The sequence below is a fragment of the Gordonia sp. ALPHA1B1 genome, assembly GCF_005502615.1.
Lineage (GTDB): Bacteria > Actinomycetota > Actinomycetes > Mycobacteriales > Mycobacteriaceae > Gordonia > Gordonia hongkongensis.
This window is the reverse complement of record NZ_SCOC01000004.1, coordinates 182,141-201,279: the sequence shown is the minus strand read 5'-3', so window position 1 is coordinate 201,279 and position 19,139 is coordinate 182,141. Positions and strand designations below refer to the sequence as shown.

The following is a 19,139-nucleotide window of genomic DNA, read 5'->3' as shown; positions in this document are numbered from 1 at the left end:
CCCGGCGACGGGGGCGAACTACACGATCTTCACCATCTGAGGTGTGTGGTGTGGCCGGGTGAGGTCGCTCGCGTAGACTCCCGCTGTCGGGGAGCCGCGCCACCGTGGGCTCTTCGCGGTCCGCCTTCGTAGCTCAGGGGATAGAGCAACCCTCTCCTAAAGGGTAGGTCGTAGGTTCGAATCCTACCGAGGGCACCAGTCTGGCCGTTCCACTGCGCGAGTGCCGTCTCGCGGGGTTTCGGCCTACGAACTCACGCCGGATTTCGCGAACCGCCGGCGGTAGACGAGGGGCGAGACGCCGACACTCGCGGCGAAATGGTGTCGCAGCAGCGTCGCCGACGTGAAGCCGACCTGGCGTGCCACCTCGTCGACGCTGGCGGTGGTCGTCTCGAGCAGGTTCTTCGCCGACAGCACTCGCTGTTCGGTCAGCCAGCGGCGAGGAGAGATGCCGACCTCGTCGACGAAGCGACGCGCAAAGGTACGTCCGGACATGTGCATCCGGGACGCCATGTCGTCGATGCTGATGTCGCGGTCGAGGTTGGCCGTCATCCAGGCCAAGAGCGACCCGAAGCCCTCGTCGGTGCACGCCGGCATCGGGGCCTCGACGAACTGGCGTTGTCCGCCGTCGCGGTGTGGCGGCACGACCATGCGCCGCGCGATGCGGTTGGCGACGGCCGGTCCCCAGGATTCGCGGACCAGATGCAACGACGCGTCGATCCCGGCGGCTGTGCCGGCGCTCGTGGTCACGGGTCCGTCGTCGACGAAGAGGACGTCGGTGTCGACCTGCGCCTGGGGGAACATGCGCGCGAGATGGTCGCCGTAGCGCCAGTGGGTGGTGCACCGACGGCCGTCGAGGAGTCCGGCCGCGCCGGCGACGAACGCGCCCGAGCAGACGGTGAGGACACGTCCGCCGTTGTCGACGACCGCACGGATGGTGTCCAGGATCTCGACGGGGTAGTCACCGCTGATGCTTCCGCCGGGGATGACGACGAGATCGACGTCGCGGCACTCGTCCAGGGTGTGCGACACCTGGATCGACACCCCGTTGCCGACGGCCAGCGCGGTGTCGGGATCCGGTGTGGCGACCCGGAAGTCGAAGGCGGGGACGTCGTCGTCGGTGCGGTCGAGGCCGAACACCTCGTGCACGACACCGAATTCGAAGAGCGCGACGTGTCCGTACAGGAGGACACCAACCGAATGCAGCACCTGACCAGTATGGCAGATAATTTGCGAACATTGGCTATGCTGCCACTGGTGGCGGAATCGATGTGAGCGAAGGATAACTGCCATGATCACTGCATTCGTCGTTCTCGCCGTCCTGCTCACGCTGTCTGCCGCGGCCCTCACCTACGTCCAGCGACGCACGCCCGCGGGATGCCGCACGCCCGTCCAACGTCTGGTCGACTGGCTCGGTCGCACCCCCGACCGGCCCTACGGTCCCGACACCGAGCGTGTGGCAGCAGAACTGAGCATCCTCACCCGCCGCTACGACAAGCTCATCTGACCCGTCGGCCGCTGCGCTACCGTTGCGGGCGTGAGTTCACAGACTGTCCTCGTGACCGGCGCGACCAGTGGCATCGGGGCCGAGGTCGCCCGCCAGTTCGTCGCGAGGGGACACCGCGTCTACGGCACCACCCGCAATCCGGATTCCGTACGCAACCCGATCCAGGGCGTCACCTACGTCCGGCTCGACAACGCCGACTACGAATCCGCCGAGTCCTGCGCGGCCCTCGTCGGCGACGTGGACATCCTGATCAACAACGCCGGCGAGTCCCAGGCCGGTGCGCTCGAGGACACCTCGATGGCGGCCGTCGAAGATCTGTTCCGGGTCAACGTCTTCGGGCCGATCGCGCTGACCAAGGCGGTGTTGCCCGGCATGCGTCTCCGGCGCCGGGGCACGGTCGTGATGGTCGGGTCGATGTTGTCCAGCTTCCCGGTCGCCTTCCGGTCCAATTACGCCGCGACCAAGTCGGCGCTGAAGGCCTTCGCGCTCGCGTCGCGACGCGAGTTGGCGCCGTACGGGATACGGATGATCAGTGTCGAACCCGGCACGATCGCCACCGGCATCGGTGATCGCCGCAGCATTCACATCGGCGACGACTCGCCCTATCGCGCCGAGTACGAGACGCTCGCCGCCGCCACCCGGCGCAACGAGGACGCGGGCATCAGTGCGGCGAGCATGGCCACCCAGATCGTCGACGCCGCCCTGGCTGAGCATCCGAAGCCGTTCTACGCCAAGGGCAATCAGGCGGGGGTGGTCTTCCTGCTCCGGCGGCTCGCGCCGCGACAGCTGATCCTGGACATGACCGCGCGCAAGCACGGACTCCCGAAGGTGAAGATCTGACCGTGCGACTCACCTTGCGAGTCATCGGGATCGGGCCCGGCGGACCGCGTCAGATCACGCTGCAGGCGATCGACGCGATGGCCGACGTCGATGCCTTCCTCGCGCTGGAGAAGGGCACGGCGAAGAGCGGCCTGCTCGACGCACGCCGCGCCATCCTCGACGAGCATGCGCGCCAGGGGCATTCGCTGGTGGAGATCCCCGATCCGCCACGCGACCGGGAGCCGGCGGACTACGACGCCGAGGTCCGGCGCTGGCACGCCGCGCGCGCCGAGCTGATCGCCGGCGCACTGCGCGACGAGGTCGGCGACGGGGGGGTGGCCGCTTTCCTCGTCTGGGGCGACCCCGCCCTCTACGACAGCACGCTGCGGATCGTCGACGATCTCGCCGCCCGCGACGACCTCGAACTCGCTGTCGAAGTCATCCCCGGCGTGACCAGCGCGAGCGCGCTCACGGCGGCCCACGGCATCGTCGCCAATCGCGTCGGCGAACCGATCCACACGACCACGGGCCGACGCCTCGCGGAGACGCCCGCGGGCGCCGACGCGAATCAGATCGTGATGCTCGACGCCGACCTCACCTTCCGGCACACCGCCGACCCGGACGATCACATCTGGTGGGGCGCCTACGTCGGTACCGAGGACGAGATCCTGATCAGCGGCGAGGTCGGTGAGGTGACGGACCGGATCGTCGAAGCGCGCGCCGAGGCCCGGGACCGGATCGGCTGGATCATGGACATCTATCTGCTGCGGAAGAGTCGCCGCTAGCCGGACCCTTCGTGGCTCGTCGCTAACGCTCCTCGCACCTCAGGGAGCAATGGGGGTCGCTTCTCTGGAATTAGGGAGCGGGGTTGTGTCACAGGTGCTCGCGCGCCACCAGTTCCACCGTCACGAGCATCGCGATGGAATTCACGGCGAGCAAGGCGATCAGCACGAACATCTGCATCGCCGCGGCCGCCCACACCGACGCCCCGCCGAGGACCATGCCGACGAACGCGCCGGGGATCGTGACGAGTCCCACCGATTTCGTCTGATCGAGGCCAGGGACGAGCGCGGTCGCCGAGGGCGGGCCGGCGATCTCCATCCGAGCGTCCCGCGGGTCGAAGCCGAGCGACAGCGCGGCTTCCACCTCGCCGCGGCGGACCGACAGCTCGTCATGCGCCCGGCGTCCGGCGAGCGAGGCGGTGACCATCGCGCCGCCGAGCATGATGCCGGCAGTGGGGATCACGGCGATGCCGCGAGCGGGAAGCACACCGACTGCCACCAGAGCGGTCACAATCGCGATCGTCGGCGCCGCCACCGGCCCGGCACACCACGCGGTTCCCGCCAGGCGGGGACCCCCCGGGCGCACGCGTCGGGCCGAGGTCCAGGACGCGGCGGTCGCCATCACCGCGACGAACAGCGCCGAGGCCCACAGGTGGGGGATGACGGCGGCGAGCACGGCAGCCAGCGCCGCGAGTTGCGCGCCGGCCCGGAGCGTGGCGACGACGGTCTCCCGGGCCAATCCGCTCCGACGGTTCACCAGCACGGCGACCACGGCCAGCAGTACGACGGCCACCACCAGTGCAGGCCCGATGCGCACCACCGCGTCGCCGATGCCGTTCACCGGTTCAGTTCACCAGATCTGACGCAGCGCGCCGAGCATCTCCTCGCGGATCTCGCTGCGGCAGATGACGAAGTCCGGCATGTACGGATGCCGGTTGTTGTACACGATCTCCGACCCGTCGAGGCGACTGCAGTGCAGTCCGGCCGCCAGCGCGACCCCCACCGGCGCCGCGTTGTCCCACTCGTACTGACCGCCGGCGTGGACATAGGCATCGGCATCGCCGCGGACGACGGCCATCGCCTTCGCGCCGGCCGAACCGACCGGCACCATCTGCAGACCCAGTCGGTTCGCCACGTAACTGGTCTCATACGAGCCGCCCCACCGGGAGGTGACGAGACGCCGGGTCAGTTCGCCGGTGGTCTCCGCGACGGTGTCGGAACGGAACAGTTCACCCGTCGCGGGCAGCGACACCGACGCCTCGGTGACGATCCCGCTCTCGGTCAGCGCGACGTGTACGGCCCAGTCCGACGAGCCGCCGGCGAATTCCCTTGTGCCGTCCAGGGGGTCGATGATCCACACGCGCGACGCGGTGGCCCGGTCGCCGACGTCGGCGGCTTCCTCGGACAACACCGCATCGCGTGGCCGGTGTTTGCGGAGCACCGTCGAGATCCACGCCTGCGCAAGCGCATCGCCCACATCGCCGAGCATCGCGCCGCCGAGCAGGTCGCCCGAACGGATTCCGAGGAGTACTTCGCCGGCTCCCTGCGCGATCCGGGCGGCCAGCTCGGCGTCGGAAAGTCGGGAGTTCATCCCACAACTAGAGCACACTGGTGGCATGCCTGAGCTCCCAGAGGTGGCCGCCATCGCCGACTACGTCGACGGCCGTGCGGCCGGACTCCCGATCCGCCGGGTCGACGTCGCGTCGTTGTCAGTGCTGAAGACCGCGGACCCGCCCTACACGGCGCTGATGGACCGGATCGTCGAATCCGTCGGCCGGGTGGGGAAGTACCTGGTCATCCGTACCATTCCCGGCTCGGCGGCCACTGCGTCAGAGCCGTTGCTGCAGCTGGTCATCCATCTGTCGCGGGCGGGCTGGGTGCGGTGGAGCGAGGACCTGTCGCCCAAACCCCTGCGGCCGGGCGGGAAGAGTCCGATCGCCCTGCGCGTGCACTGCGGTCTACCCGGTGAGGGGTTCGACGTCACCGAGGCCGGGACGCAGAAACGACTCGCGGTGTGGCTGGTCCGCGACCTCGCCGACGTCGAACGGATCGCCGGTCTGGGACCCGACGCGCTCGAGCTGACGTCCGAACAGTTCGCCGAGATCCTCGCCGGCACCACCGGCCGGATCAAGAACGTGCTCACCGACCAGCACACCATCGCCGGGATCGGCAACGCCTACTCCGACGAGATCCTGCACACTGCACGCCTGTCGCCGTTCGCGTCGTCGAAAACACTGAAGGCCGACCAGGTCGCGACACTCTACGACGCCATGCGCGGCGTGCTCACCGACGCGACCGGGCGTCTGGAGGGGCAGGCCGTCGCGCGGCTGAAGTCCGAGAAGCGCACTGGTCTGCGCGTGCACGCCCGCACCGGCCTGCCGTGTCCGGTGTGCGGCGACATCGTCCGCGAGGTTTCGTTCGCGGACCGGTCCTTCCAGTACTGCGCCACGTGCCAGACGGGCGGGAAGGTGCTGGCGGACCGTCGGATGTCGCGGTTGCTGAAGTAGGTCGCGCCGGGCGACCGGGAAGGCAGAACTTACCGGCCGGTAGCCTGGTCCTCGTGACGACACGGCAGAGGATTCTCATCACGGGTGCGAGTTCGGGGCTCGGGGAAGGCATGGCCCGACGATTCGCCGCCCAGGGACGTTCGCTCGCCCTCGCGGCGCGCCGCCGCGAGAAGCTGGACGCGCTGGCCGGCGAACTGCGGCCCACCGCCGCACAGGTCGAGGTCGCGACGCTCGACGTCACCGACGTGGACGCCGTCCCCGAGGTCTTCGGGAGGCTGGCCGACGGTCTGGGCGGTCTCGACCGGGTCATCGTCAACGCCGGACTCGGCAAGGGCGCACCCCTCGGCACCGGCAAGGCCGCCGCGAACATCGAGACGGTGCAGACCAATCTCGTCGGCGCGCTGGCCCAGGCCGAGGCGGCGCTGGAGATCTTCCGCGCGCAGAACGCCGGGCACCTCGTGCTGATCAGCTCCATCTCGGGTGTTCGCGGCATGCCCAAGGCGCAGGCCGCCTATTCGGCGTCGAAAGCCGGGCTGACGGCGCTGGGGCAGGGACTCCAGGCCGAGTTCGCGTCGTCGCCGATCACGGTGTCGGTGGTCGCGCCGGGTTACATCGAGACCGATATCAACCGGGGCGTGAAGACGTCCCTGATGGTCGAGACCGACAAGGGCGTCGACGCGCTGGTCAAGGCGATCGAGGCGGAGAAGGACTGGGCCCCGGTGCCCGCGTGGCCCTGGACACCCATCGCGGCCGCGCTGAAGTTCCTGCCGGCGTCGGTCAGCCGCCGACTGGTCTGACTTCTGTGATTCGTTCAGACAGCCGATGTTTCGCGTTCGACCCGCGGGCTACCGTCACGGGATGCCTGTTCACCGATTGCCGCGGCTGACGGCTGTCGCCGTGGCAGGTGTTGCGGGGTTCGGCTTGCTCGCTGGTTGTGCTCCGTCGGTACCGGTCGATCGTGACCCGATCCCCTCGGTGTCGACGTCGGCGCCGGCGTCGACCAAGATCGTGACCGCCGGACCACAGCGCGACGAACGGCCGGTGATGAGACGGTTCCCGCTCCTGCTGGGGTCGGGGGTCGAGGGCTGGGCGGCCGGCACTCTCGGGGACGACTCATCGGACAGAGTTCCTGGACCATCCACGTACTGGTTCGACGCGGTCGTGCACGTTGGTACCGAGCGCGCGGCAGAGTGGGCGGGGCGGTACGGCGCCGACCCGGTGGCCCCGCCTGACTCGGTGGCGGGCGCGTTGCGCGACCTGGTGCCGCCCGGCGGCTTTCTCGGCGGGCCCGCCCTCGACCGTGCGTTTTCGTCACCGGAGTGGCGCGCGACGGTGTACCTGTCGCTGACGACGGGTCACGTGGTCGTCCTGGGTATCGACGACTGACCTGCGTAAGGTGGCCGTCGTGGCGAACAAGCAGGGACAAATGGTGGCCTCTGGCGCGTTTCAGGTGTTCGGCGCTCGACAGCGGGATCAGGTCGGCGAACTGCTCGGCGAGATCTTCGACCGCACGGACATCGCGGCCTTGGGCTCCGACTGGCGGGGCATCGTCTACTTCACCCTCTCCGACGACGAGACCACCGCCGCCGACACGGTTCTCGGCTTCGACCCGTCGAGCGGGACCTCGGGTGAGCTGGCCACCGTCGACGAGGTGTCCGAGGCCGTCCGGACCGGTGAAGTCGCCGAGGCCGTCGACGTGGCGAGCTTCGATGCGTGGCGGGAGGCGACCGGTACCCGCGCCCTGGACATGGGTGCCTGCGTGCCACCCGCCCTGTATGAATTCCTCGGCGGTGATCCCGCCGAACGATACGTCGAGCCAACCGATCTCGTCACCTACGTGGCGACGGCGGCCGCGATCATGGGCCGCATCCAGTCGCTCGGCGTCGAACCCGGGGACGAGATTCCCGATGCGGTCTTCGACGAGGAGTACTGGACCTAGCCTCAGACCGCGCGGCCCCGTCGCTCCCGGTACCACGTGACGAGGGCGTCGGTCGACGAATCGTCGTGTGTGTCAGGCGCTTCCGACTGGATGAGGGTGCCGAGCAGTTCCTTGGCCTGGGTCTTGCCGAGTTCGACGCCCCACTGGTCGAAGGGGTTGATGCCCCAGATGGCGCCTTCGACGAAGACCTGGTGCTCGTAGAGCGCCACGAGCTGGCCGATCACCGAGGGGGTGAGCTGCGGGGCGAGGATCGAGGTGGTGGGGCGGTTGCCCGGCATCACCTTGTGGGCCACGACATGTGCGGGCACGCCCTCGGCGGCGATCTCGTCGGCGGTCTTGCCGAAGGCGAGCACCTTGGTCTGGGCGAAGTAGTTGCTCATCAGCAGGTCGTGCATGGAACCTGAGCCGTCGGGAGCGGTCGGCAGGTCGTCGGTGGGTTCGGCGAAGCCGATGAAGTCCGCGGGCACCATCCGTGTGCCCTGGTGCAGCAGTTGGTAGAAGGCGTGCTGGCCGTTGGTTCCCGGTTCGCCCCAGAAGATCTCGCCGGTGTCGGTGGTGACGTGGTGGCCGCCGGCGGTGACCGACTTGCCGTTGGATTCCATCGTCAGCTGCTGCAGGTAGGCGGCGAAGCGGGCCATGTCGTTGCTGTACGGGAGCACCGCGCGAACGCCGACATCCCAGAAGTTGTTGTACCAGAGGCCGATCAGGCCGAGGATGACCGGCGCATTGCGTTCGAGGGGCTGGGTGCGGAAGTGCTCGTCGACCCGGTGGAAGCCGTCGAGGAACTCGGCGAAGCGTTCCTTGCCGATCGCGGCCATCACCGACAGCCCGATCGCGGAGTCGACCGAGTACCGGCCGCCGACCCAGTCCCAGAAGCCGAACATGTTGTCGGTGTCGATGCCGAACTCGGCCACTTCGGCGGCGTTGGTGCTGACGGCGACGAAATGCTTTGCCACGGCGTCGGAGTCGGCGTCGAGCGCCTGCAGGAGCCAGGTGCGTGCGACGGCGGCGTTGGTGAGTGTCTCGAGAGTGGTGAAGGTCTTCGAGGCGATGATGAACAGTGTCGTCTCGGCGTCGAGGTCGGCGAGGGTGCCGACCAGGTCCGCGGGGTCGACGTTGGAGACGAAGTGGCAGCGGATCCCGGCGTCGACGTAGTGCCGTAGCGCCTGATAGACCATCACCGGACCGAGGTCGGAGCCGCCGATGCCGATGTTGACAACGTCGGTGATGGGTTTTCCGGTGTGGCCCTTCCACTCTCCGCTGCGGAGGCGGTCGGTGAACTCGCCCATCCGGGTGAGGACCTCGTGTACGTCGGCGACGACGTCCTGGCCGTCGACGGTCAGTGTCGCATCGGCCGGCAGGCGCAACGCGGTGTGCAGGACGGCGCGGTCCTCGGAGGTGTTGATGTGGGCGCCGGCGAACATGTCGTCGCGGATCTCCTCAAGACCGACCTCGCGGGCCAGGCTCATCAGGAGTTCGAGCGTCTCGCGCAGCACCCGGTGTTTCGAGTAGTCGATGTGCAGATCGCCGACGTCGACGGTGAGTTCGCGCCCGCGCGTGGGATCGATCGCGAACACCTCACGCAGGTGCATGGCGTACACATGCGGCTGATGAGCCGCGAGCGCCTGCCAGGACTGCGTCGCGGTGATGTCGCCGTGGTCGGTGCCGGTGAAGTCGCTGCCAGGTGCCTGGGTGCTCATGACCACCAACCTTATGTGCTCGGCGTCGTGCCCGCGACGGTCGTCACACGTGGCGCGCAGGCGTCACCGGATCACCGCGTCGTCGGTGTCCCGGGGCCGACAGGTCAGCGGCCCAGTGGCCCTCGCCCCAGACGCAGCAGCAGCATCGCGAGGGTGTGCCCCTCCTGGCCGAGATCCTGGAAGCGCTCGAGCACCTTCACCTCGCGGCTGTGGACCAGGCGAGGGCCGCCGGAGGCCATGCGTGCGGCACCGATCTTCTTCGACACCGCCGACCTGCGCTTGATCGCGGCGAGGATCACGGCGTCGAGCCGGTCGATCTCGAGCCGCAGCTGGTCGATGTCGTCGGGCAGGTCGCCGACCTCGGACGAGAGCTCGTACTTGTCGAGGTCGATCGAGTGCTCGAACGACGTGCCGCCGGACGGGCGGGGGTCCTGAGCGCCGGGGCTGGGGCTGCGGTCGGTCACGCGCCCGATTTTGCCACGACGCCCCGCGACGACCCGCATGCGGCCGAGTCACCCGACCCGACCACGACGCCGCTCGCGGCACATGGAAACTGGAGCGCATGCCCAACGCGCGGATGGTGTCCCTCGTCGCCCTGTCCCTGATCGTGGGTCAGCTGATCATCCGCGGCTGGCTCGTCGCGACGGGCAACTTCTACTGGGACGATCTGGTCCTCGTGGCACGCGCGTCGTCGAACCCGATCCTGTCCTGGGAGTACCTGGGCCACAGTCACGACGGGCACTTCATGCCGGCGGCGTTCCTGCTCGCCGGGGTGGCCACGTGGCTGGCGCCGCTGAACTGGGTGCTGCCGGCGCTGATGCTCGTGGTGATGCAGGCGATCGCGTCGGTGGCGGTGTGGCGGATGGTGCGGGTCATCGCGCCGCGCGCCCGCATCGGCGCACTCGTCGCGCTCGCGTTCTATCTGTTCAGTCCGATGACGGTGCCCGGCTTCGCCTGGTGGGCGGCCGGCCTCAACACCCTGCCCCTACAGGCGGCGATGGCGTGGATCGTCGCCGACGCGGTCCGCCTCGCGCGCGGTGACGTCGACGACGCGCGACGCCGGCTGGTGTGGGTCCGCTCGACGATCGTCTTCCTGATTGCGCTGGCGTTCTTCGAGAAGTCGTTGTTCATCCTCCCGGTGGCGCTGGTGGCCGCGGTCCTCGCGAACGGCGGCCCCCGCGCGACGACGGTGACGCTGCGGTCCGCCCGGGAGTTGTGGCTGGCGCTGACCGTCGTCGCCGCGTCGTGGGTGGCGGTGTACTTCGTCACCACCGACCCGACGTCGGGTGAGCATTCGGTGGCGCAGACCGCGCGCCTGGTCTGGCGGTCGGTGACCGATGCGATCGTGCCGTCGCTCGTCGGCGGGCCGTGGGAATGGGAGCGGTGGACGCCGAGTCCGCCGACCGGCTTCCCGCAGATGTGGATGATCGTCGGCGGCTGGCTGGTGCTGGTCGCGGTGACCTGGTGGGCGGTGGCCCGCAGACGCGGCGGCGCGGCGATCGTCGTGTGCGCGCTGATCTACGCCGTGGCCGCCCAGATCCCGGTGATGTGGAACCGGTCGAGCCCGCAGACGGCGATCGAACTCGCCCAGCACATGCGCTATCTCCCGGACACGGCGCTGGTGTTCACCATCGCTCTGGCCCTGCTGTGCGCCGCGCCGGCCCGGACCACCGAGGTGGGCGGACGGCATGCGCGCACGTCCGACGCCGCGGCCGGGCGAGATGAGGAGCGGTCGGCCGCGCTGCCCGCGTTCGCGTCCGTCGTCGGTGCGCTCGTCGTGGTGTCCGCGCTGGTGTCGCTGGTCTCGTTCTCGTCGTCGTGGCGGGACAACCCGACCGGCGACTACCTCGAGACCGCGACCGCATCGCTGCACGACGCGGCGACGCAGGGGCCGGGCGGCGTGACCATGCTCGACCAGTCCGTGCCCCTGGAGATCCTGCAACCCTTCGTCTACCCCGACAACCAGATCAGCCGCATCTTCGGCCGCGTGGAGGCCCGGCCCGACTTCGGGGTGGCCACCGACCGGTTGTTCGTGCTCGACACCGCGGGAAATCTCGTGCCCGGCGGCGTGACCCAGCGTCGCACCATCTACGCGGGGGCGGGGACCTGCCGGACCCCGGAGGTCGACGGACCCACCCGACTGCGACTCGACGGTCCGCTCTTCTCCTGGCCCTGGACGATCGCGCTCAGCTACTGCGCGACCCGGGACGGCGAGATCGAGATCGCGCTCGCGGACGGGGAAGCGGTCCGGGCACCGGTCCGGGCGGGCCTGGGGTCGGTGTATGTCCGGATCAACGGTGGCGGCGACCACGTCGACCTGCGGCCCCTGACGCCGGGGCTGCGGCTGCACACCGGCGCCGGCCGGGTGGGCGAGGCCGCCGAGGCGCGCTTCGCCGGCGGCTGAGTTTTAGTGGTGTGTCTCGGAAATAAGCGACTGGTCTCCGGCGCTCGATCGGCGCCTGGCTGCGTTGTCGTCGGTCGCGATAGCTCCGCTATCCCTCCCTCCTCCGCCTTGCCAGACCACCGATCGCTCCACCGGATACCGGCCACCTATTTCCGAGACACACCACTAGTCGTAGTAGAACGCGGAGATGTTGTCGCTCTGGTTCTCCGCGGCGATGAGGGCTCGCAGCGCCGACGCGGTCTCCTCCTCGGCGACGAAGTAGACGACCTGCGCGTCGCCCGCCGCGGCGACCTGCTGCTCCATCTGCTTGCGGAGCACCTCGGTGCCTTCCCAGGACGGATCGAAGGTGCCGCCGACGATGTGGTCCTGATACCCCTCACCGAAGGTGATGTGCATGTTGCCGTCGGTGCCGATGCCGTCGAAGACGTAGTCGCCGCGCTTGATCGCGTAGTAGCTCGGCAGGCCGGTCACGCCGGAGCCGAACCGGGCCTGTGCCGGTTCCTTGTTGCCGGTGCGGACGTAGACGATCTCGGTGTTGGTCTGCTTCTCGTTGTTGTCGATGAGATCGTTCAGTTCGTCTGTGGTCGCGTCGATGAACGCGAGATAGGTGAAGGTGTACCGCGACGCGATGTTGGTGTCCGGCGGGAGGTTGGTCGCCGCGCAGCGGGTGGTTCCGTTGCGTCCGAAGTCGACCCGCAGGACCACCTTGCACTCACCGCCGACGGCGCCGGGCGGGCGGTTGCCGACCGCGAAGTTCAGCGTCAGGCCGTAGTTGAAGTGGCCGCGGACGTCGTCGGCGTACGGGCTGCCCTGCACGGTGTAGTCGAAGGCGCAGGACGAGGTGGTGCATGCACCCGTCTGGCGCGAGGACACCACCGGCTGCTCCATCCAGAGGCCGGGGGCGGGCACCGACAGCAGGTCCGAGACGAGTGCACGCTGGTTCGCGAACACCTTCTGGGCCTGGTCGGCCGGCTGCAGGCTGACCGCGGCGTCGATGTCGTAGGTGACCGGGCCCTGCACGCTCTGACCCTTGACGTTCGTGACGTTCTTCGTCTCCGGGTCGAAGGTGACCTCCCACGCGCCGATCTTCACCTTGTCGTCGCCGACGAACTCGATCGGCGGGTCGGTGGTGGGCCAGCGTCGGGCGTCGGGGGTGCCCTTGTTGGGCGCCGGGAGTTCCGCCCCGAGCTGCGGCGCGTCGCCGTTCTCGATGTTGCCGATGTCGCCGGCGAGGTTGTCGGGGCCGAGGATCGTGCCCAGGCGCGGCAGGCTGGTGAAGCGGGTGGAGGCCCACTTGTTGTCGAGCGGGGCGGCGTCGAGATTCGTCTTCTCGGCGTCGACGAGGAGTTCGTTCCACAGAGCGCCGGGGGCGCTGAGGAACGGACTGTTGCCGATCTGCCGGTACTCGCCCTGCTGTGAGCCCAGGGTGATCGTGCCCTCGGCGGTGTTCGACGTGGTGACGATCAGGTCGTCGAACTCGACCGTCCCCTCGCCGCGCTCGTCGTCGTACTTGTAGGTGACCTTGCCGGTGAACTTCGCCGCCGGGCTCGTCGCCATCTTGAACAGCACCTCGTCGAGGCTCTTCTGCGCCCGGAAGGCGGGTGTGGGCTCCACGGTGCCGGCGCTGCTGAACGGGACGAACGACAGGACGAGCGCGATGACGAGGGCCAGTGCTCCGACACCGAGGGCGATGGCGGCGGGGACGATGGACGGTCTCTTCATGGCGCCTCTTCCTGCTCGCCGGGGCGTCGTCGCCGCGTGCGAGTTGTTCGCAGACAGGGCACCCCGAGCCGGTGATACCGCGTCATATTAGCCGCGGGACACGGCGATCGGGGCCTCAACCCACGGGGCCGGTCGGCTGTTCGGTCGACCACGTGCCGGGGTGGAGCGGACCGGCCGACGGGGGTCTGTCGGCGGTGGCGGGTAACCTGGACAACCGATGAACAGCTCTTCTTCTGCCCCTCTTCTCGCCGGTCGCGCGGGCGCCGCTCCCTCGGGTGCGGCCGCCGACGACCGGGTCGCGCGCCTGCTCGACGGTCTCAACCCGCAACAGCGCGCCGCGGTGCTCCACGCCGGCGCGCCGTTGCTGATCGTGGCGGGCGCGGGCTCGGGCAAGACGGCGGTGCTGACCCGCCGGATCGCCTACCTGCTCGCCGCACGGGACGTCACGCCCGGGCAGATCCTGGCCATCACCTTCACCAACAAGGCCGCCGCGGAGATGCGCGAGCGGGTCATCGACCTCGTCGGCCCCCGCGCCGCCTACATGTGGGTCTCGACCTTCCACTCCACGTGCGTGCGCATCCTCCGGGCGCAGTCGGGGTTGCTGGAGAAGATGAACTCCAACTTCTCCATCTACGACGCCGACGACTCGAAGCGGTTGTTCGGCATGGTCATCCGTGACCTCGACCTCGACCCCAAGAAGTTCAGCCCACGCGGGGTGTCGGTGGCCGTGTCGAACTTCAAGAACGAACTGATCTCGCCCGACGAGGCGCTGGCCGCGGCACCCGAGGACGACCCGACGTCGACGACGATCGCGCAGATCTACGCCGAGTACCAGCGCCGTCTGCGCGCCGCGAACGCCTTCGACTTCGACGATCTGATCGGGGAGACCGTCGCCCTGCTGCATCGGCATCCGCAGGTCGCGGAGTATTACCGGCGCCGGTTCCGTCACGTCCTCGTCGACGAGTACCAGGACACCAACCACGCGCAGTACGTGCTCATCCGCGAACTGGTGGGGGAGCAGACCACCGCGAGTGGCCTGGAGCCGTCGGAGCTGTGCGTCGTCGGCGACGCCGACCAGTCGATCTACGCCTTCCGCGGCGCCACCATTCGCAACATCGAGGAGTTCGAACGCGATTTCCCGTCCGCCGAAACCGTTCTGCTCGAACAGAACTACCGGTCGACACAGACGATCCTGTCGGCGGCCAACGCCGTCATCGCGCGCAACTCGAACCGGCGCGAGAAGAAGTTGTGGACCGATTCCGGTGACGGCGAACTCATCGTCGGCTACGTCGCCGACTCCGACCGCGACGAGTCGACGTTCATCGCGAAGGAGATCGAGGAGCTCACCGACTACTCGATCGGCGGATCGTCGAGTCACAAATACTCCGACATCGCGGTGTTCTACCGCACCAACACCGGCTCGCGTGCGATCGAGGAGGTGTTCGTCCGGCACGGGATTCCGTACAAGGTCGTCGGCGGCACCAAGTTCTACGAGCGCAAAGAAGTGCGGGATGTGGTGGCCTACCTGCGGGTGGTCGCCAACCCCGATGACTCGGTCAGCCTGCGCCGGATTCTCAACACGCCTCGGCGCGGTATCGGCGATCGCGCGGAAGCCTGCGTCGCCGTGCATTCGGAGAACACCGGACGGAGCTTCTACGAGTCGCTGATGGACGCGGCCGAGGGCAAGGTCGCATTGCTCAACACGCGGGCGGTCAAGCAGATCGGCGGGTTCGTCGAACTCATCGAAGGGCTCCGGTCGGACTTCCTGACCCACTTCGGCGAGGCCGGCACGGAGGACGCGGATGTGGCCTTCCTCGATGCCACCGAGGAGTCGGCCGACATCGGCGAACTCGTCGACGCGATCGTCGAGCGCACCGGCTACCGCGCCGAACTCGAGGCGTCCAACGATCCGCAGGACGGCGCGCGCCTCGACAACATCAACGAACTCGTCGCCGTGGCACGGGAATTCAGCGTCGACGCCGCGCAGGTCGACGCCGATGCCGACGACCCCGAGGTCGAGGTGGACCGCGAGGGCGAGCCCGAACCCGGCTCGCTCGCAGCGTTTCTCGAGCGGGTCTCACTCGTCGCCGACGCCGACCAGGTGCCCGACGAGGGCGAGGGCGTGGTCACGATGATGACCCTGCACACCGCCAAGGGCCTCGAATTCCCGGTCGTCTTCGTCACCGGTTGGGAGGACGGTCATTTCCCGCACATGCGTGCACTCGGCGATCCGGCCGAGCTGAGCGAGGAACGTCGCCTGGCCTACGTCGGGATCACGCGCGCCAAACAGCGTCTGTACCTCACGCGGTCGGTGACGCGCGCCTCCTGGGGTCAGCCGGTGTCGAACCCGGAATCCCGCTTCTTGCAGGAGATTCCGCAACACCTCGTCGATTGGCGCCGAACCGAACCCAAGCGCTCCATGCGCGGCTTCGGTGGATCGTCGGGCGGCGTGTTCGGCCGCGACGGGGCATTCTCCGGTTCGGGTGGTTCGTCGATGGGCCGTGGCCGGTCGTCGTACTCGTCGGATCCGGCACGCGGACGAAACAAGCAGGTTCAGCTCGACATCGGCGACCGACACAACCATCCGAAGTACGGCATGGGCAAGGTCGTGGCCAAGGAGGGAAGCGGCGCCACCGAACGCGTCACCATCGACTACGGCGGCAGCGCGGGACGTGTCACACTTCTCACCGCGGGCGGGATTCCCGGGGACAAGCTCTAAAGGCGGGCCAGACCCTTCGTGACGCTCGCAAGCTCGCTCCTCAGGGAGCAGAGATTGACGCTCGCCAGCTCATTCCCCGGTTCGATTGGAAATTCTCGTCCCCCTCAGCATGGTCGAAGGGCAATGTGCCCTTCAATCATGCTGAGATGGACGAGAATTCACGTCAGTTCGCAATCCGGCCAGGTATCACTACGGATGCGCAGCGTGAGCACGCTGGAATGGCGCCACCAAGCAACAGGAGGTGACCTGTGGAGCCTTCTGCTACCCGGTGTAGCCGGAGAGCTTCACGCCCTTGGCGGCGAGCCAGGGCACGGGGTCGATCTTGGTGTTGCCGTTCTTCCACACCTCGAAGTGCAGGTGCGGGCCGAACGAAAAGCCCTCGTTGCCCACCAGGGCGATGACGTCGCCGGCGGTGACGCGCTGGCCTTCGGTGACCAGGACGCCCGAGGAGGCCATGTGGCCGTACATGGTGACCGTGCCGTCGGCGGCCTGGATCTGAACCCAGTGGCCGTATCCCGACGCGGGCTCGGCCTTGATCACGACACCGTCGGTGGCGGCGTGGATCGGGGTTCCGAGGGGAGCGGCCATGTCGATGCCGCCGTGCATGGTGCCCCAGCGCATCGCGAAGGCGGAGGTGAAGTCGTAGCTGCCGAGGGGGATCGGCGAGGTGAAGAGCGGGCGCCGGGCCAGGGCCTCGCGACGATCCTGGTCGGCCGCCATCTTGGCGCCCACACCCAGCTGGTTGGTGAAGACGTTCATCTGGTCGGTGTGTGCGGTCGCAGCAGCGACGCCGGGGCCCAGTTCCACGGGTGCGGCGCCCGGGGCGGTGGCGTCGTTGACGGCCGCGGCGTTCACGGGTGCGGGCGCCTCGTCGTTCGTGCCGACCTGAGCGACCGCGGCGACGGCCGCGCCGGCGGCCATGGCGATGAGAGCTGCGCGTCCGCCCTTGAGGGCGTTCGGCGGCGCCGCGATGCGGTGCTTGCCGCCACGTCGGACCCGTTGTCCGGCCGGATTCGTCCGGAAGGGGCGATGCTCGGTGTCGTCATCGAGATCGTCGTCGTCGAGCGAACGGAGTTCGCCCCCGTCGAAGCTGTCGAGCTCGGCGCCCTCGACGTCGAACGGCTCGTCGTGCTCGTACTGATCGAACTCGTGCTCGGGGATCAGGATGTCCTGAGTGATCTCCGAACGGGTGGGACGGTAGTAGCCCTGCCACGACGACGGCGTCCAGCCGGCGTCGGAGTGCTGGCGAGTGGAGGAATCGGAGTCTGCGAAGTCGAACTCGTAGTCGGTGAGGTCGTACCCGGCCGCATCGTCGGTGTCGACAATGGGGATGATCGTGGTCATCTCTTCCGCTGTGACGTCATCGATCAACCCGCCCGATCGGACGCGGCCCGATCCGCGTGAGACACCGAGTCCCGCCAAATCGTCCACCTCATCTCTTCGCTACCGCATCTCGTCGCCGGCGGATCGAAGTCACCGTCCGTAATCCTTCTGTGACCACCGCTGAGAGCCGACGGTAACGAAATGATTGCGGCAAGTCCAACCGTAGAAAGCGACAAACCGGCATATTGTGAGCTGAGTCACATGACTGGTCGCCGAGAATAGAAATTGCCGGATTTTCTGTTCACTACAGCAAATTCAACCTGTGAAGACCGCGCGCCGATGGATTCTGCGGTCGTCGCAGTTCATGGGGTCGGACCGACGCTGTGGACCTCACGTCACGAGTCAATACTGTGAGAACCGACCGAGCGAGTGATCTGTCGCACAAGCGCAGGGTGCGCGCGGGGTGGCGATTCCCGACAGGTTTAAAGTCCGATATGGCCCGCATTACACCCTTGCGCGGGCAAATCTACGAGATGGTGAGCTGAATGGATCTCTTCGAATACCAGGCGAAGGAACTGTTCGCCAAGCACGGGGTTCCCACCACACCCGGTCGGGTGACCGATGATGCCGCCGATGCGCGGGCGATTGCCGAGGAAATCGGCAAGCCCGTGATGATCAAGGCGCAGGTCAAGACCGGCGGGCGTGGCAAGGCAGGCGGCGTCAAGTACGCCGCGACCCCGGACGACGCGCAGTCCCACGCTTCCAACATCCTTGGCCTCGACATCAAGGGCCACGTCGTCAAGAAGCTGCTGGTCGCCGAGGCCAGCGACATCGCAGAGGAGTACTACATCTCCTTCCTGCTCGATCGCACCAACCGCTCCTACCTGGCCATGTGCTCGGTCGAGGGCGGTATGGAGATCGAAGAGGTCGCAGCGACCAAGCCCGAGCGCCTCGCGCGGGTCGCTGTCGACGCCGTGAAGGGTGTCGATCTGGAGACCGCGCGCTCGATCGCCGAGCAGGGCCATCTGCCTGCCGAGGTGCTCGACGCCGCAGCGGTCACCATCGCGAAGCTCTGGGAGGTGTTCGTCAAGGAGGACGCCACCCTGGTCGAGGTCAACCCGCTCGTCCGCACTCCGGACGATCAGATCCTCGCCCTCGACGGCAAGGTCACCCTCGACGCCAACGCCGACTTCCGTCAGCCCGGCCACGAGGAGTTCGAGGATCGCGACGCCACCGATCCCCTGGAGCTCAAGGCCAAGGAGAACGACCTCAACTACGTCAAGCTCGACGGCGAGGTCGGCATCATCGGTAACGGCGCGGGCCTGGTCATGTCGACCCTCGACGTGGTCGCCTACGCCGGTGAGAAGCACGACAACGTGAAGCCCGCGAACTTCCTCGACATCGGCGGCGGCGCCTCGGCCGAGGTCATGGCTGCCGGTCTCGACGTCATCCTCGGCGACGAGCAGGTCAAGAGCGTCTTCGTCAACGTCTTCGGTGGCATCACCGCATGTGACGCCGTCGCCAACGGCATCGTCGGTGCTCTGGAGAAGCTGGGGTCGGACGCCAACAAGCCGCTGGTCGTCCGCCTCGACGGCAACAAGGTCGACGAAGGCCGCAAGATCCTGGCCGATGCGAACCACCCGTTGGTCACGCTCGCCGAAACCATGGACTCGGGCGCCGACAAGGCCGCCGAGCTGGCGAGCAAGTAAGGGAGCCACGG

At 68.2% G+C, this 19,139-nt stretch carries 17 protein-coding genes and 1 tRNA gene; 11 read left to right on the top strand and 7 right to left on the bottom strand.

Annotation, left to right across the window (positions count from 1 at the left end):
- Nucleotides 1-122: 122 nt before the first annotated feature.
- A tRNA-Arg gene (locus FFS52_RS04365) sits at nt 123-198 on the top strand.
- Between the two features lie 45 nt (nt 199-243).
- Here the strand turns inward: FFS52_RS04365 and FFS52_RS04360 are convergent.
- Entirely contained in the window at nt 244-1,206 is a 963-nt protein-coding gene (locus FFS52_RS04360; protein WP_068972456.1) for a helix-turn-helix domain-containing protein, read from the bottom strand.
- An 82-nt stretch (nt 1,207-1,288) separates the two neighbouring features.
- Here FFS52_RS04360 and FFS52_RS04355 point away from each other — a divergent pair, with 82 nt between their 5' ends.
- The 3 genes from FFS52_RS04355 to cobF are packed head-to-tail and all read left to right on the top strand — an operon-like array spanning nt 1,289 to nt 3,108.
- The gene (locus FFS52_RS04355) at nt 1,289-1,504 is read left to right on the top strand and encodes a hypothetical protein (protein WP_137808953.1); all 216 of its coding nucleotides are present in this window, start codon (nt 1,289-1,291) and stop codon (nt 1,502-1,504) included.
- Nucleotides 1,505-1,534: 30 nt separating this feature from the next.
- A complete protein-coding gene (locus tag FFS52_RS04350; RefSeq protein ID WP_068972458.1) occupies nt 1,535-2,344 on the top strand; it encodes an SDR family oxidoreductase in 810 nt (269 codons plus the stop codon).
- Nucleotides 2,345-2,346: 2 nt separating this feature from the next.
- Nucleotides 2,347-3,108, top strand: coding sequence for a precorrin-6A synthase (deacetylating) (cobF, locus tag FFS52_RS04345; RefSeq protein WP_137808952.1), 762 nt, complete (start codon nt 2,347-2,349; stop codon nt 3,106-3,108).
- An 88-nt stretch (nt 3,109-3,196) separates the two neighbouring features.
- Here cobF and FFS52_RS04340 read toward each other — a convergent pair whose 3' ends face one another.
- Nucleotides 3,197-3,946: an ABC transporter permease gene (locus FFS52_RS04340; RefSeq protein ID WP_137808951.1), complete on the bottom strand. Its 750-nt coding sequence runs from the start codon at nt 3,944-3,946 to the stop codon at nt 3,197-3,199.
- Nucleotides 3,947-3,955: 9 nt separating this feature from the next.
- Nucleotides 3,956-4,696 carry a 3'(2'),5'-bisphosphate nucleotidase CysQ gene (locus FFS52_RS04335; RefSeq protein ID WP_058251552.1) on the bottom strand — a complete coding sequence of 247 codons (741 nt, stop codon included), beginning with the start codon at nt 4,694-4,696 and terminating at the stop codon, nt 3,956-3,958.
- A gap of 25 nt (nt 4,697-4,721) precedes the next feature.
- On the opposite strand from FFS52_RS04335, the gene FFS52_RS04330 reads away from it, so the two are divergent.
- The 4 genes from FFS52_RS04330 (at nt 4,722) to FFS52_RS04315 (ending at nt 7,551) form a co-directional block, all read left to right on the top strand.
- Nucleotides 4,722-5,612, top strand: a complete 891-nt coding sequence (locus FFS52_RS04330; protein ID WP_058251551.1) for a DNA-formamidopyrimidine glycosylase family protein — start codon at nt 4,722-4,724, stop codon at nt 5,610-5,612.
- Between the two features lie 53 nt (nt 5,613-5,665).
- A complete protein-coding gene (locus tag FFS52_RS04325) occupies nt 5,666-6,409 on the top strand; it encodes an SDR family oxidoreductase (protein ID WP_058251550.1) in 744 nt (247 codons plus the stop codon).
- 61 nt (nt 6,410-6,470) lie between these two features.
- The gene (locus FFS52_RS04320) at nt 6,471-6,998 is read left to right on the top strand and encodes a hypothetical protein (RefSeq protein WP_137808950.1); all 528 of its coding nucleotides are present in this window, start codon (nt 6,471-6,473) and stop codon (nt 6,996-6,998) included.
- Nucleotides 6,999-7,017: 19 nt separating this feature from the next.
- Entirely contained in the window at nt 7,018-7,551 is a 534-nt protein-coding gene (locus tag FFS52_RS04315; protein WP_137808949.1) for a hypothetical protein, read from the top strand.
- Between the two features lie 2 nt (nt 7,552-7,553).
- Here the strand turns inward: FFS52_RS04315 and pgi are convergent, their stop codons facing one another.
- Together pgi and FFS52_RS04305 are read right to left on the bottom strand one after the other, a co-directional pair.
- Nucleotides 7,554-9,251, bottom strand: coding sequence for a glucose-6-phosphate isomerase (gene pgi / locus FFS52_RS04310; RefSeq protein WP_137808948.1), 1,698 nt, complete (start codon nt 9,249-9,251; stop codon nt 7,554-7,556).
- Between the two features lie 104 nt (nt 9,252-9,355).
- The gene (locus FFS52_RS04305) at nt 9,356-9,715 is read right to left on the bottom strand and encodes a chorismate mutase (protein WP_033203695.1); all 360 of its coding nucleotides are present in this window, start codon (nt 9,713-9,715) and stop codon (nt 9,356-9,358) included.
- 98 nt (nt 9,716-9,813) lie between these two features.
- On the opposite strand from FFS52_RS04305, the gene FFS52_RS04300 reads away from it, so the two are divergent.
- A complete protein-coding gene (locus FFS52_RS04300) occupies nt 9,814-11,655 on the top strand; it encodes a hypothetical protein (RefSeq protein WP_137808947.1) in 1,842 nt (613 codons plus the stop codon).
- A 165-nt stretch (nt 11,656-11,820) separates the two neighbouring features.
- On the opposite strand, the gene FFS52_RS04295 is transcribed toward FFS52_RS04300, so the two are convergent.
- The gene (locus FFS52_RS04295) at nt 11,821-13,377 is read right to left on the bottom strand and encodes a hypothetical protein (protein WP_065631784.1); all 1,557 of its coding nucleotides are present in this window, start codon (nt 13,375-13,377) and stop codon (nt 11,821-11,823) included.
- A gap of 217 nt (nt 13,378-13,594) precedes the next feature.
- On the opposite strand from FFS52_RS04295, the gene FFS52_RS04290 reads away from it, so the two are divergent.
- Entirely contained in the window at nt 13,595-16,096 is a 2,502-nt protein-coding gene (locus FFS52_RS04290; protein WP_137808946.1) for a UvrD-helicase domain-containing protein, read from the top strand.
- A gap of 261 nt (nt 16,097-16,357) precedes the next feature.
- Here the strand turns inward: FFS52_RS04290 and FFS52_RS04285 are convergent, their stop codons facing one another.
- Complete coding sequence (locus tag FFS52_RS04285; protein ID WP_137808945.1) at nt 16,358-17,527, bottom strand: M23 family metallopeptidase; 1,170 nt, start codon at nt 17,525-17,527, stop codon at nt 16,358-16,360.
- Nucleotides 17,528-17,964: 437 nt separating this feature from the next.
- Between FFS52_RS04285 and sucC the strand changes: the two genes are divergently transcribed.
- Nucleotides 17,965-19,128, top strand: a complete 1,164-nt coding sequence (sucC, locus tag FFS52_RS04280; RefSeq protein WP_137808944.1) for an ADP-forming succinate--CoA ligase subunit beta — start codon at nt 17,965-17,967, stop codon at nt 19,126-19,128.
- Nucleotides 19,129-19,139 lie beyond the last annotated feature (11 nt).